General features: G+C 51.4%; 13 protein-coding genes. 9 read left to right on the forward strand and 4 right to left on the reverse strand.

Features of this window, described 5'->3' with window-relative positions:
* The first annotated feature begins 90 nt into the window (after positions 1-90).
* Genes R9X49_RS07345 through sodC form a run of 6 tightly spaced genes read left to right on the forward strand, consistent with a single transcriptional unit; the run spans position 91 to position 5,079 of the window.
* Positions 91-570, forward strand: a complete 480-nt coding sequence (locus tag R9X49_RS07345; protein ID WP_319847776.1) for a nuclear transport factor 2 family protein — start codon at positions 91-93, stop codon at positions 568-570.
* Entirely contained in the window at positions 567-1,283 is a 717-nt protein-coding gene (locus tag R9X49_RS07350) for an SDR family NAD(P)-dependent oxidoreductase (RefSeq protein WP_319847777.1), read from the forward strand. The genes R9X49_RS07345 and R9X49_RS07350 overlap by 4 nt, the downstream gene beginning before the upstream one ends.
* A 4-nt stretch (positions 1,284-1,287) precedes the next feature.
* Complete coding sequence (locus R9X49_RS07355; RefSeq protein WP_319847778.1) at positions 1,288-2,556, forward strand: NAD(P)/FAD-dependent oxidoreductase; 1,269 nt, start codon at positions 1,288-1,290, stop codon at positions 2,554-2,556.
* Positions 2,549-3,274 carry a DUF1365 domain-containing protein gene (locus tag R9X49_RS07360; RefSeq protein ID WP_319847779.1) on the forward strand — a complete coding sequence of 242 codons (726 nt, stop codon included), beginning with the start codon at positions 2,549-2,551 and terminating at the stop codon, positions 3,272-3,274. The genes R9X49_RS07355 and R9X49_RS07360 overlap by 8 nt, the downstream gene beginning before the upstream one ends.
* Positions 3,271-4,500: a cyclopropane-fatty-acyl-phospholipid synthase family protein gene (locus tag R9X49_RS07365; RefSeq protein ID WP_319847780.1), complete on the forward strand. Its 1,230-nt coding sequence runs from the start codon at positions 3,271-3,273 to the stop codon at positions 4,498-4,500. Before R9X49_RS07360 ends, R9X49_RS07365 begins: the two co-directional genes overlap by 4 nt.
* A 54-nt stretch (positions 4,501-4,554) precedes the next feature.
* Positions 4,555-5,079 (forward strand): superoxide dismutase [Cu-Zn] SodC, encoded by a 525-nt coding sequence (sodC, locus tag R9X49_RS07370; RefSeq protein ID WP_319847781.1) that lies wholly within the window; start codon positions 4,555-4,557, stop codon positions 5,077-5,079.
* 67 nt (positions 5,080-5,146) lie between these two features.
* On the opposite strand, the gene R9X49_RS07375 is transcribed toward sodC, so the two are convergent.
* Together R9X49_RS07375 and R9X49_RS07380 are read right to left on the reverse strand one after the other, a co-directional pair.
* A complete protein-coding gene (locus R9X49_RS07375; RefSeq protein WP_319847782.1) occupies positions 5,147-6,466 on the reverse strand; it encodes an ABC transporter substrate-binding protein in 1,320 nt (439 codons plus the stop codon).
* 116 nt (positions 6,467-6,582) lie between these two features.
* The gene (locus R9X49_RS07380; protein ID WP_319847783.1) at positions 6,583-7,878 is read right to left on the reverse strand and encodes a Gfo/Idh/MocA family oxidoreductase; all 1,296 of its coding nucleotides are present in this window, start codon (positions 7,876-7,878) and stop codon (positions 6,583-6,585) included.
* 604 nt (positions 7,879-8,482) lie between these two features.
* Between R9X49_RS07380 and ogt the strand changes: the two genes are divergently transcribed.
* From ogt to uspE, 3 genes are all read left to right on the forward strand, one after another.
* Positions 8,483-9,010 carry a methylated-DNA--[protein]-cysteine S-methyltransferase gene (ogt, locus tag R9X49_RS07385; RefSeq protein ID WP_319847784.1) on the forward strand — a complete coding sequence of 176 codons (528 nt, stop codon included), beginning with the start codon at positions 8,483-8,485 and terminating at the stop codon, positions 9,008-9,010.
* A gap of 290 nt (positions 9,011-9,300) precedes the next feature.
* Positions 9,301-10,047: a fumarate/nitrate reduction transcriptional regulator Fnr gene (gene fnr / locus R9X49_RS07390; protein WP_010274971.1), complete on the forward strand. Its 747-nt coding sequence runs from the start codon at positions 9,301-9,303 to the stop codon at positions 10,045-10,047.
* A 189-nt stretch (positions 10,048-10,236) separates the two neighbouring features.
* Positions 10,237-11,187 carry a universal stress protein UspE gene (gene uspE, locus R9X49_RS07395; RefSeq protein WP_319847785.1) on the forward strand — a complete coding sequence of 317 codons (951 nt, stop codon included), beginning with the start codon at positions 10,237-10,239 and terminating at the stop codon, positions 11,185-11,187.
* A 133-nt stretch (positions 11,188-11,320) separates the two neighbouring features.
* On the opposite strand, the gene pntB is transcribed toward uspE, so the two are convergent.
* On the reverse strand, positions 11,321-12,709 hold the full coding sequence (gene pntB, locus R9X49_RS07400; RefSeq protein ID WP_319847786.1) for a Re/Si-specific NAD(P)(+) transhydrogenase subunit beta: 1,389 nt from the start codon (positions 12,707-12,709) through the stop codon (positions 11,321-11,323).
* A 10-nt stretch (positions 12,710-12,719) separates the two neighbouring features.
* The gene (gene pntA, locus R9X49_RS07405) at positions 12,720-14,246 is read right to left on the reverse strand and encodes a Re/Si-specific NAD(P)(+) transhydrogenase subunit alpha (protein WP_319847787.1); all 1,527 of its coding nucleotides are present in this window, start codon (positions 14,244-14,246) and stop codon (positions 12,720-12,722) included.
* Positions 14,247-14,310: the final 64 nt, after the last annotated feature.

The following is a 14,310-nucleotide window of genomic DNA, read 5'->3' on the forward strand; positions in this document are numbered from 1 at the left end:
TTGATATCTTTCAATTAATAAGCGTTGACGTTCCTCTATCTGTTGGCCATTTCCACCAAGTGGGAGTGGACGACCTTAACAGGAGTGGTTATGACGATAGAAAAAGCGCGCGAGGAAGACGGCATCTCGGTAGAAAATGGTGAATATGAGCCTATTATTTTGAAAATAAAGGCATTCTATCGCGAGCTGACAAACGAAGGGTTAACAACACTGGGTGATATCTACCATCAGGATATTCACTTTATCGACCCCGTATCCAACCATCATGGGTTGCATGACTTGCATCGCTACTTTTCCTGTTCACTCGAAAATCTGCGTTACTGTCAGTTTGAATTCTCCGATATCCATACCTTCCGCGGTGGTGCAACCCTGTTCTGGACGATGCACTATGCCCATCCTTCGCTAAAAAATAACGAACCGCTGACGCTGGCAGGCTGTAGCCACCTGCTCTTCGCCGACGACAAAGTTATCTATCACCGTGATTATTACGATATGGGTGAAATGCTTTATCAGCACATCCCCGTGCTGAACTCGCTAATCGGCTACCTGAAAACAAGAATGCAGTCATGAAGCACGTGTTGATTACCGGAGCCAGTTCGGGAATAGGTCAGCAGTTGGCCTTGGATTATGCCAGAGACGGCTGGGATGTCCTCGCCTGCGGGCGTGATGAAGCGCGGCTGCACGCATTGACTGCCGCCTTCCCAACCATTCGTACCACGGCATTTGATATGACAGACCTGGAGGATACGCAGCAGGCACTGGACGGCGTCACGGCCGATCTGGTGATCCTCAGTGCGGGAACCTGTGAGTATCTGGATAACGGCGTCGTTGAAGCAGAAAAAGTCAGTCGGGTACTGACAACCAACGTGATTGGCCCGGTGAATTGCCTGTCGGTGCTATTGCCACAGCTTGCCAACGGTAGCCATCTGGCGCTGGTGGGTTCAACCGCCAGTCTCGTTGCGCTGCCAAGAGCAGAAGCCTATGGTGCCTCAAAGGCCGCACTGGCCTACTTCGCCCGCAGTCTGTCGCTGGATTTGCAGACCCGTAATATCACCGTGTCGCTGATCCAGCCCGGTTTTGTCGATACCCCGCTGACCGCGCGTAATGATTTCCCGATGCCGATGCTGATTTCCGTATCACACGCTTCGGAGGCGATTCGACATGGTCTGGCAAAGAAAAAACGCGAGATCGCCTTTCCTCTGCGCTTTGCGCTGTTGCTCAAAGCGGTTTCGGTTCTCCCACAGTCATGGCAACGTCTGCTCGCCAGCCGGTTAGTAAGGTAAAAGTATGAAGATTGCCATCATCGGTAGCGGTATTTCAGGCTTAACCTGCGCACTCCGGTTATCCGATCGCTTTCAGGTGTCGGTGTTTGAGGCGAACGATTATCTGGGTGGCCACACGGCAACGGTCGATGTGGTTCAGGATGGCATCACCTACGCCATCGATACGGGATTTATTGTCTATAACGAGCGAACCTACCCCCATTTTATTGCGCTACTGGATGAGTTGGGGTTAGCCGGTCAGCCGACAGAAATGAGCTTTTCAGTCAGTAATCCGGTTTCTGGTCTGGAATATAACGGCCATACGGTAAACACGCTGTTCGCCCAACGCAGCAACCTGTTCCGCCTCAGTTTTTATCGTTTCGTTGCGGAGATTGTGCGCTTTAACCGCGTCTGCAAGCGGTATCTTGCCAACGGCGATTATCAGGGGCTGACGCTAAGCCATTTGTTGCAGCAGGAAAAATTCTCTCCATTCTTTGCCCAACACTATCTTTTGCCAATGGGCGCGGCGATCTGGTCATCGTCGCTTGAGGATATGCGGCATTTTCCCCTGTCGCTTTTCCTGACCTTCTTCAACCATCACGGGTTACTGGATTTGGCCAACCGTCCTCAGTGGATGGTGGTGCCCGGTGGTTCACGGGAGTATGTGAAGCGACTCGCAGAACGTATCCGCGATCGGGCGATAATCCACACTCAGACGCCCGTCAGTCAGATAATACGTGATGAGTCGGGTGTTACGGTATGTACCGCCGATCAGACGTATCGGTTCGATCAGGTGATTTTTGCCTGCCATTCCGATCAGGCGCTGGCGCTACTGGCAACGAGTACCCCCGATGAGCAGCGAGTCCTCGGCGGCATGCCCTATCAGCCGAACCACGTGATTCTGCATACCGACACCCGACTTCTGCCCCATAATCGGCGGGCATGGGCGAGTTGGAATTATCGTCTGCCGGTCGATCAGGCATTTAGCCGCGCGCGTGCCTCCGTGACCTATAACATGAACATCCTGCAAGGTATTCGTTCATCCACCACCTTCTGTGTCTCGCTGAACCCTCAGCAGGATATTGACCCGAGTAAAATACTGTACCGCGCGATTTATCATCACCCGGTGTTTACTCAACAGACAACAGAGTACCAGCAGCAGCGCGAACGTATTAATGGACACAACCGCAGTTGGTTTTGTGGTGCCTATTGGTACAACGGTTTTCACGAAGATGGTGTCAAAAGCGCGTTGGATGTTGTTAGCCAGCTTCACCAGAGCATGCAATATGAATAGCGCGCTGTATGTGGGTAAGGTTCGCCATCGACGTTTCACGCCCGTCACTCATCGCTTTGACTATGCGTTATTCATGACGTTAATCGATTTAGATGAGATTCCCGCCTTGCCACACGTGGGTATTGCGTTGGAGCGCTTTTCCCCCGCGTCATTCTATCGAGGTGATTATCTGGGCGGCGGCGATATCAAAACCAAGGCACAGGATCGGATTGCGGAACTGACTGGGGAACGCCTCACGGGGAAAGTGTTGTTGCTGTGCCAACTGCGCTATCTGGGCTGCTATTTCAACCCGGTCAATTTCTATTATTTGTACGATGAGCATAACGAACTACGCTGGTTATTGGCAGAAGTGCGTAATACGCCCTGGAACGAACGCCATACTTATGCCGTCGTCCCCGATGGCTCTACGCCTGTCGCCAAAGCGTTTCATGTGTCGCCTTTTAACCCGATGGATATGGTGTACCACTGGCGACTCACGCCGCCCGTCGATCGTCTGAGGATCCACATCGAGAACCACAGACAAGGACGCGAGTTTGATGCCACGCTGCTGTTGCACCGTCAGACGCTCACTCGCGCCGCCCTGCGCGCTCAGCTTTGGTCTCTGCCGTTAATGACGATGAAAACCGCCTGCACCATATATTGGCAGGCTTTGAAACTGTGGATTAAACGCTCGCCCGTTTATCCCCATCCGCAGTCTGGAAAGAAGGACAACCCATGAGTTCAACGGAAACACAGTTGGTGCGTCACCCGAGCAATACCGCTCGCTATACTCGGGCCAGAAAAGTGGTATTTCTTCTGCTTAGTCGAATAGAAGGCGGAGGTTTGCGCCTTCGCGAACCAGAAGGCAATGAAACGTTATTCGGGGATCAACACGCGGCACTGCAAGGTGACATCACGATACATAACCACCGTGTTTATCGCCGCGTACTGCTCGGTGGAAGTATCGCTGCCGGCGAAAGCTATATCGATGGCGACTGGAGCTCAAGCAACCTCACGCTCGTTCTCCAGCTTTTGGCGCAGAATCAGGCGCTAGTCGATACGCTTGAAACGCGTTTTGGCTGGCTAACGGGGCCATTTCAGCGGTTTATCCACTGGTGTCGTCGTAACCGCCCGCAGCAGGCACAGAAAAATATCGCCGCCCATTACGATCTGGGTAACCACTTTTACCGCAGTTTTCTCGATAGCGAGATGCTCTACTCCAGCGCCTGGTATCCGCAACCCGAGATGACGCTGGAAGAGGCACAGCGCGCTAAACTGCATCGACTCTGTGAACAGCTAGCGCTGTGCGAAACCGATCATTTGCTGGAAATTGGCACCGGCTGGGGAGGATTAGCCGAACTGGCCGCGCGTGAATATGGCTGTCGCGTGACTACCACCACGCTGTCGCAACAGCAGTATGACTATGCAGTGGAGCGCATTCAGCAAGCCGGTCTGAGCCATAAAGTGACGGTACTGCGACAGGATTACCGATCGTTGACCGGTCAGTATGACAAGCTGGTGTCGGTCGAAATGATCGAGGCGGTTGGAAAAGCCTATTTGCCCACCTTTTTCAAGCGCTGTCAGCAACTGCTGCGTCCACAAGGCCGCATGGTGCTACAGGCAATCACGATTGCCGACCAGCGCTACAATCATTACTGCCGCAATGTCGATTTCATCCAACGCTATATTTTCCCCGGCGGTTTTCTGCCCTCGATCACTGCAATGACGACCACCATGACGCGGCATACCGACTTTATCACCCGCGATCTGTTTGATATCGGTCAGGACTATGCTCGTACTCTCAGCGAATGGCGGCAGCGTTTTTATCAGCAGTGGCATACGCTGAATGCTCAAGGCTTTGATGAAGCCTTCCAGCGCCTGTGGGTGTTTTACCTTTGCTACTGCGAAGCGGGCTTTCGCGCACGCACCATTAGCACGGTACAGCTCACCGCGGAAAGGCCATGAGCACAAAGCATCGCGACGGCTCCTTTACATTCAACCCCTAAGAGGCAAAAGACAATGAAACTGAAGGCACTTATCCTGACAGGCGTGTTCTTTTCCTGTTCCACCTTCGCAGCCAGCACCACAGTGACGCTGAATGAAGCACTGCCAACGGGTGCTGGCAGCAGTATCGGTGAAGTTTCCATTACGGAAACGCCGTACGGCCTGCTTTTCACGCCGAACCTGAAAGGACTGGAATCGGGTATTCACGGATTCCACGTGCATGAAAATGCCAGCTGTGAACCTGCCGAGCAGGACGGTAAATCGGTTCCTGCACTGGCGGCAGGCGGCCATCTCGATCCGAAAAAAACCGGTAAACACCTTGGGCCTTATGACGATCAGGGGCATTTAGGCGATCTGCCCGGTCTGGTTGTGAATGCCGACGGCACATCAACCTATCCACTGTTAGCCCCTCGGATAAAATCGCTGTCTGAGGTGAAGAATCACGCGTTGATGGTTCATGCCGGCGGAGATAACTACGCTGATATGCCAGCAAAACTGGGCGGTGGCGGAGCCAGAATGGCATGTGGTGTGATTAAGTAAGATACTGAGGTCAGCGCGAGCGATGCCATATCTTTCGCGATACGGCATCGCACATTAACAGCGGTGGTTAGCGGATTGCGCGTTTTAATATACGGTTAGCACTGCTCAGGAAATCATCGGCAACCTTATTCACCTCTCCGTTACCGTAGTCCAATTTTTGCAGACTGCTCGTCCACAGCTGAACCAGCTCCTGATTTTCCATAAACGGTGAAACGGGCACCTTAGACGCAGGTTGTTCCGCTGCCGCCCGATAGGCGTTCGCTAACAGGTTGCCAGAGTTAATCACCCCGATATCTTCCAGCAGTTTTTGCGCTTTCGGGTTAGCGGGCATTCCGTTTTGCAATCCTAATGCCTTCACGCCCTCTGGATTGCTCAGCATGAAACTCATCAGCATTGCCGCTTCTTTAGGATGCTTACTGTTCTTGCTGATCGCAAACAGCGAAGACGGTTTGGTCGTCAGCCCCGAGTCTTTGGCATTTGGCATCGTGATAAATGGCCCGGTTTCCAGCACAGCATCCTTCGGCATATTGCTGGAATAGGTATAGATAGCAGAATCCCACAGGTACATACCGGCTAGTTCGCCATTAATCCAGGGGCGAATTTCATAGACATTAGTGCGTCCGAACGAGGAGAAATAGCGCTGATCGGGTATCACATGGGAATCAACCAGCTTCTTATAAAAACCGAAGAGCTCCCGTACCTGATCGCGGCTATAGGCAAGGCTCTGCTTCTTCTCATCGATGAGGTCAATGCCGTATTTCTGCGCCATGTAACTACGGCCGAGCGTGAGAATATCCAACACATCGCTTGAACCTTGGGCAACGCCAAGCGGGTAATAATTGTCGCCCAGCTTTTGTTTAAACACCGGGCCGGCGGCAAACAGCTCATCCCAGGTTTTCGGATAGGCGACGCCTGCTTTATCCCAGGTGGTTTTATTGTAAATCATGCTGCGGGACGTCATCGAAATCGGGAGACCTTGCAGCTTTCCTTTTACGTCCGAGGTTTTCAGGTAGTTAGGCGGGAAATCCCCCAACTCCAGAATATCTTTTTGCTTATTCAAATCATAAAAGCCGTCGCCATTGCGGGAAAACTGCGGCAGCCAGTTCCAGTCAATACGAATAACATCAGGTTCCTGCCCCCCGGCCATCTGGGTTGACAGACGGGAAAGGTAGCCGTCCCAGCCAGCATATTCGGCTTTAACGGTAATGCTCGGGTTGGCTTTTTGAAACGCGTTAATCGCCGCGAGTGTCGCCTCGTGCCGTTGGTTGCCGCCCCACCAGGAGATGCGGATCTCGGCAGCGTCAGCGGAATGAGAAAATGCTGCACCCAAAGGAAGCGCAGCACAGAGCAGGAGTAGGTGAGATAATTTGTTCCGTGTTTTCGCCATAATAAAACCCTTATAATAGTATTCGGAGGTTTCCACCTGTCTGCCGATATGCAGACAGACAGGTACTACGGATGCGGAAGCGTTTACTGCCCGAAATATTCGGACAGAGACTCTGATTAATTCCCTCTTTTCAGGTTAACGGCCAGTTCGCTTATTTTCACTGGCAGTTCGGTGCGTAATGATCGATTGGCTGCAATGCCGGTTAGAATCGACATAGCCCCATCACGATAATCTGCTGCGCGATGTAATGGATCGGGTTCCGGTGTACCAAACAGATCGTTTAACATGACCTGATCGCCTCCGCCGTGTCCGCCGGCTTTAAATTCAACTGGCACGACATAAGGCTCGTCAAACATCGGATAGATCTTTATTTCACATTCATTCAGCGCACCTTCATCCTCTTTTTGTCCGCCTCCGTTTACGTAAGATTTTTCCACCAGTTTCATTTCCAACCGGCCCTTGCTGCCATTAAACACTACGTTCAGCCCTTCCCAGGGCAAATAGGCATTTAATGAGTACGTCATGATGGCTTTGCTTTTATAACGCACCACCACACCCAGCACATCTTCAATATTAATTCCGTCATCAAACACGCTTTTATCACGGTAATAACCGTCTTCATGTTCGGCGTCTAAATATAATGCCGTGAGCTGTTCGCTTTGGTTCATATGTAGCGCAAACGGGTCGTTTTCTGCGGCGGCGCTATTATGTGAACGTGAATAAAATTCTGTGACCCCGCGTGCTTCGGCATTGGCTTTGCCGTAAAAACGCAAATCACCTTGCGCGTAGACCGTTTCCGGTTCGCTATTCAGCCAGAAGTTCACCAGATCAAAATGGTGCGTGGATTTGTGCACCAACAGCCCGCCACTATTGCGTTTGTCACGGTGCCAACGGCGGAAATAGTCGGCCCCGTGCTCAGTATTCAACAGCCACTCAAAATGAACCGAATAAACTTCGCCAATCACCCCTGCGGCGATCAGTTCACGGACTTTGCTGTGATGCGGAGCGTAGCGGTAATTAAAGGTCACGCGTAATTTCCGGCCGGTGCGGTTGATCGCATCAATAATTGCCTGACATTTCTCTTCATCGATCGTCATCGGTTTTTCACTGATGACATCACAACCTAATTCCATTGCCTGGATAATATAATGATGATGCGTCCGATCCAGAGAGGTCACAATAACCACATCCGGCTTGGTTTCCGCGATCATCTGCGCGAACTGTTCAGCGCGATATGTCGGTACATTATCGTGTCCATATTTATGGACAATCTGGTTGGCATAATTCATTCGCGTCTGGTTTGTATCGCAAAACGCAACAAACTGCCCCTGTTCCTGATAATCCCTGGCAATTGACTCCAGATAAAGGCCCGCGCGGCCCCCCGTTCCCACAACGGCATATTTCTTTTTCATTCTGCGTATTTCCTCCAAATAACGTCGGGCACATAGCTATTCGTACATAAATCGGGACGCTAAAAACCTCACCAAATTGGCAAACACATGCCGATTGAGGGGGTTGGTATAGTGATTTTCATTATGGCAAGCCATACCCACACTCTTACGCCTTTGCCATAAAAAAATAGAACATACCAACATCGTTCACCTTCATATTATTGCCATGTGGTGCGTTTATCTGGCAGTAGGATAAAGATTGACATGCTCCATCTCTCATAAATACAAATTGAATATTTACTATATTACTGTTTGATTTTATTGGTAATGTTAGATGCGGTTTATCCCACACCCCTCACGTTAAATATGCATCGACGCTCTTAAGTGCTCATGCGCCAACAGAATTCTCCCTAAAATGGCACTGCCAACACATTCAAAGCCTCTCTCTCCTGCCAGGCCGAGTACATGACGGGTAACAGGGGTTACGATCGTGATGGCTTTCTCTTTTTTCATCTCACGGCGTGACATACCTCGCATTTTATTTTCAATCCGCCTGAGGATGCCGGATAATCGACACGTAACTCATGAGAGAAGCAAGAAAGCGATAAGCGCGTAAGGAATCACTATGCAGACTTTTTTTCAGGACACTATGGCAACTCCACTTGGGGAGTTATTGATTATTGCGGATGAAAATAATCATTTGCGTGCCGTCGAGTGGCGCGAGTATGAAGAGGATTTATTTCGCATGCTCAATCGCAGTTATAGAAATGATCCCTTTTCGTTACAGTCGCGTCATAATCCCGGTGGCCTGACAGAGAGCCTACAACGCTATTTTGAGGGTGAATTAGCGATTATTGATACGCTGCCCGTTGCTTCCGTTGGGACCGAATTTCAGCAGCAGGTCTGGCGGGAATTACGTCGCATTCCCTGCGGAGAAATTACCACTTACGGCGAACTCGCGACGCTGCTGGGCCGCACCGGCGCAGCGCGTGCAGTCGGCATGGCAAACGGCTCAAACCCTGTCAGCATCGTGGTCCCGTGCCATCGCGTCATCGGTACTGGCGGTGCGCTGACGGGTTATGCGGGCGGCATTCACCGCAAACAGTGGCTGTTAGCCCACGAAGGCTATTTGCCTCGACAGCTATTTACCTAGATTGAATAGTTTGCCGTTATAATTCTTGCGCTTCCCACGCGCGAAAATGTCCGTCCGAATTGCTTATCGCCGTAAGCGATTCGGATTAATCAATGTGTTAACCGTTCGGTAACGTAATGGAAAAAATATTATCTCCGAACGGACCTTATATATCGGAATATTTTCCAGCAAAATCGAAAAATTATAGTTAGTTCACTATTTATTGGTCTATTCCAGTGATTGCCGGTCTTATCACGGCCGATAAAAGCTGTTAAAATTGACCAATATCAATTATTGCCTGAGCAAAGCCTATGATCCCGGAAAAGCGAATTATCCGACGCATCCAGTCTGGCGGTTGTGCAATCCACTGTCAGGATTGCAGTATCAGTCAGCTATGCATCCCTTTCACCCTGAATGAACACGAGCTCGATCAGCTCGACAACATCATCGAAAGGAAGAAGCCTATCCAGAAGGGGCAAGCGCTGTTTAAAGCAGGCGATGAACTGAGATCGCTGTATGCCATCCGTTCCGGTACGATAAAAAGCTATACCATCACGGAGCAAGGCGACGAGCAGATCACCGGTTTTCATCTGGCGGGTGATTTGGTGGGCTTTGATGCGATCGGTACGGCTCAGCATCCGAGCTTCGCTCAGGCGTTGGAAACGTCAATGGTCTGCGAAATTCCTTTCGAGACGCTGGACGATCTCTCAGGGAAAATGCCTAACCTGCGCCAGCAGATGATGCGCCTGATGAGCGGAGAAATCCGTGGCGATCAGGACATGATTCTGCTGCTGTCGAAGAAGAATGCTGAAGAGCGTCTGGCGGCGTTTGTCTACAACCTTTCCCGTCGTTTCGCTCAGCGTGGTTTCTCTCCGCGTGAGTTCCGCCTGACCATGACGCGTGGTGATATCGGCAACTATCTGGGGCTGACCGTTGAAACCATCAGCCGTCTGTTAGGCCGTTTCCAGAAAAGCGGTACGCTGGCAGTAAAAGGAAAATACATCACGATCGAGAATCTTGATGCGCTTTCCGAATTAGCCGGTTCCTCACGTAAATAATCTTTACCGCCTAACTATTTGACGTTGCCACTTTTTCTACTGTGGCAGCGTCAATGTTCCCCCCTCTTCCTGCACCATCCGTGATATTTCCTATTTTGCTATTCTGCGGCTTATCTCTGTTGTCCAAAACGATTCCATTGCGGTACTCTTGATTGACAGGCTGTGGAGTAACAGCTGTTTGGAGGAGCTATGGCAAAGTATCAGAACTTACTGGTAGCTATTGACCCAAATCAGGATGACCAACCAGCGCTGCGTCGGGCGGTTTACCTGGTTCAGCGACTTGGCGGCCGCATTAAGGCATTTCTGCCGATTTATGATTTCTCTTATGAAATGACAACCCTGCTTTCCCCTGATGAAAGGGTGGAAATGCGTCAGGGCGTTATCCAGCAGCGGACGGAGTGGATTGCAGAACAGTGCAAATACTACCTTGAAGCAGGCGTTCCAATCGAAATCAAAGTGGTGTGGCACAATAAACCCTTTGAAGCCCTCATTCGGGAAGTGATTTCCGGCCAGCACGACCTGTTGTTGAAAATGGCGCATCAGCACGACCGGCTGGAGGCCGTCATCTTTACGCCTACCGACTGGCAGTTACTGCGCAAGTGTCCTTGTCCCGTGTGGATGGTAAAAGATCAGCCCTGGCCAACTGAAGGCCGAGCGCTGGTTGCCGTCAATCTGGCCAGCGAAGACCCTTATCACGACCCACTTAATATCAAACTGGTATCGGAAACGCTTGAGCTGGCGCAGCAGGTTGACCAAACCGAAGTTCATCTGGTCGGTGCCTACCCCGTTACCCCCATCAATATCGCTATTGAACTGCCTGATTTCGATCCCAGCGTCTATAACGATGCGATTCGAGGGCAGCACCTTATCGCCATGAAGTCGCTACGGCAGAAATTCGGCCTGGATGAGCGTGTGACGCACGTAGAAAAAGGTTTGCCGGAAGAAGTGATTCCCGATCTGGCGGAGCATTTACAGGCGGGTGTCGTGGTGTTGGGTTCACTGGGCAGAACCGGCCTTTCCGCTGCGTTTATCGGCAACACCGTCGAGCATGTTATCGATCATTTGAAGTGCGACCTGCTTGCAATTAAACCCGATGACTTCGTTTCGCCGATTACGTTGGAAGACGGCGATAACAGCTGATTCCACGTTTCACTCTATTTGAGCCACATAATGCCAGCCTCTCAGCGCTGGCATTATTTTTTACGGCGTACAAACGATAAGGCGCAAAAAAGGGGCGATGATTCGCCCCTTTCGTTTCTATGTCCTGCCGCGCTTACAGCGCTTTCAGAATCGCCTCAACGCTGTCTTTGGCATCGCCAAACAGCATCTGTGTGTTCTCTTTAAAGAACAGCGGGTTCTGTACGCCAGCGTAGCCGGTATTCATGGAACGCTTGAACACGATAACATTCTGCGCTTTCCACACTTCCAGCACTGGCATGCCAGCGATTGGGCTATGTGGATCTTCCTGCGCTGCCGGGTTAACGGTGTCATTCGCGCCAATGACCAGCACGGTGTCGGTATCGGTGAAATCATCATTAATTTCATCCATCTCCAACACGATGTCGTAAGGCACTTTTGCTTCAGCCAACAGCACGTTCATATGACCAGGCAAACGCCCCGCAACCGGGTGGATACCAAAGCGAACGTTGATACCACGGGCGCGCAGTTTTGCGGTGATGTCATGCACAGGGTACTGCGCCTGTGCGACGGCCATACCATATCCCGGAGTGATGACGACCGAGGTTGAGTTCTTGAGCAAATCAGCCACGTCTTCCGCTGAAGCCTCACGATATTCACCGACCTCTTCACTCTCACTAGAAGAAACGCCGTCCGTACCAAAACCGCCGGCAATAACGCTGATGAAAGAGCGGTTCATCGCTTTACACATGATGTAAGACAGAATCGCACCCGAAGAACCCACCAGAGCACCAGTCACGATCAGCAGGTCATTGCTCAGCATGAAGCCTGCAGCCGCTGCGGCCCAACCGGAGTAGGAGTTCAGCATAGAAACGACGACCGGCATGTCCGCACCGCCAATCGACGCAACCAGATGCCAACCAAACACCAGTGCAATGGCCGTCATCAGAATCAACGCCAGTACCTGCAGCGCTACGCTGCCCGTATTGACGAAAACCAGAAGCAGCAGGAAGGACACAACCAGCGCCGCCAGATTCATTTTGTGGCGATGAGGCAGCATCAACGGCTTGGAAGAGATTTTTCCGCGCAGTTTGCCGAAAGCAACAACCGAGCCTGTGAAGGTCACGGCACCGATGAAGATACCCAGGAAGACTTCCGTCAAATGGATATTGACCATCACCGGATCGGTGATTTCACCGTGATCGAGGAAGCTGTTAAAGCCAACCAGTACCGCTGCCAGGCCCACAAAACTGTGGAGGATAGCGACCAGTTCTGGCATTTCGGTCATTTCAACCTTACGCGCCAGATAAATACCGATTGATCCACCGATTGCCATCGCAACGATGATCCAGCCAACGTTGCCAGAATCAGGCCCCAGAATCGTCGCGATCAGCGCAAGCGCCATCCCGCTGATACCGAAGATGTTCCCTTGTTGCGACGTTTCGTGCTTGGACAACCCCGCCAAACTGAAAATAAAGAGAATTGCGGCAACAATGTATGCAGCAGTTACTAATCCACCAGACATGTGTTACCCCTTAGTTTTTACGGAACATTTTCAGCATGCGCTGAGTCACGGTGAAACCACCGAAAATATTGATGCTGGCGATCAATACGGCAATGAATGAGAAGAACGACACCCATCCGCCGTGACCGATCTGCAACAATGCTCCGACAACGATAATGCCTGATATTGCGTTAGTGACTGACATCAATGGCGTGTGCAATGCGTGGCTGACATTCCAGACAACGTAATAGCCCACCACACAAGACAGCGCAAAAACGGTAAAGTGAGACAGGAACTCTTTCGGTGCGACATCGGCCAGCCAGCCAAACAGCAGAATGGCGATCACGAGGAACGCGTATTTCTTCCACGGCGATGTCGGCTTGGCTTCTTCTTTCACCACCGCGGCAGGTTTGGCCTGCTGTGGCTGCGCTGAAACCTGAATTGGCGGTGCCGGCCAGGTGATTTCACCTTCTTTAATGACGGTCACGCCGCGAATCACGGTATCGTCAAAATCGACATCGATTTCGCCGTTTTTCTCTTTGCAGAGCAATTTCAGCAGGTTAACCAGGTTCGTGCCGTAAAGCTGTGAGGATTGCGTCGGCAGACGGCTGGGTAAATCGGTATAACCGATAATTTTGACGCCGTTTTCCGTCACGGTAACGCGATCGGCCACGGTCAACTCACAGTTTCCGCCCGTTTGCGCCGCTAAATCGACAATCACGCTGCCAGGCTTCATGCTCAGCACCATTTCTTTGGTGATCAGGCGTGGTGCCGGTTTTCCGGGAATCAGTGCAGTAGTGACGATAATGTCGACTTCTTTCGCCTGTGCTGCGAACAGTTCCATTTCGGCTTTGATAAAAGCTTCAGACATGACCTTGGCATAGCCGTCACCGCTGCCTGCTTCTTCTTCAAAGTCGAGCTCGAGGAACTCGGCGCCCATGCTCTTAACCTGCTCTTTTACTTCAGGGCGGGTATCAAAAGCACGAACGATAGCACCTAAGCTACCCGCAGCGCCGATCGCAGCCAAACCAGCCACACCCGCACCGATAATCATGACTTTGGCAGGTGGAACTTTACCCGCAGCGGTAATTTGCCCGGTAAAAAAGCGACCAAATTCGTGGGCAGCTTCAACGATGGCGCGATAGCCAGCAATGTTGGCCATCGAACTGAGCGCGTCGAGTGACTGCGCGCGCGAAATACGCGGCACTGAATCCATCGCCATCACTGTCACCTGACGGGCCGCCAGTTTTTCCAGCAGTGCCGGGTTTTGCGCTGGCCAGATAAAGCTGACAACCGTACTGCCCGCACGGGTCAGTTCGATTTCATCATCCTGCGGCGCATTCACCTTCAGGACGATATCGGATTGCCAGACTTCCGAACTGTCAACAATCGACGCGCCGGCTTCTTCATATGCCGCATCGTCAAAACTTGCCAGTTTTCCCGCTTCACGTTCTATCGAGACCGTAAAACCCAGTTTCAGCAGCTGTTCAACCGTTTTCGGCGTCGCTGCTACACGGGCTTCATTGGCCAACCGCTCTCTTGGTACACCAATACGCATACTGATACCCTTTTCGCTTATTTTTAACGAAGGTTATTATTCTCACCCTACTCTGTTATACGAA

This window comes from Pectobacterium carotovorum (assembly GCF_033898505.1).
Classification (GTDB): domain Bacteria; phylum Pseudomonadota; class Gammaproteobacteria; order Enterobacterales; family Enterobacteriaceae; genus Pectobacterium; species Pectobacterium carotovorum_J.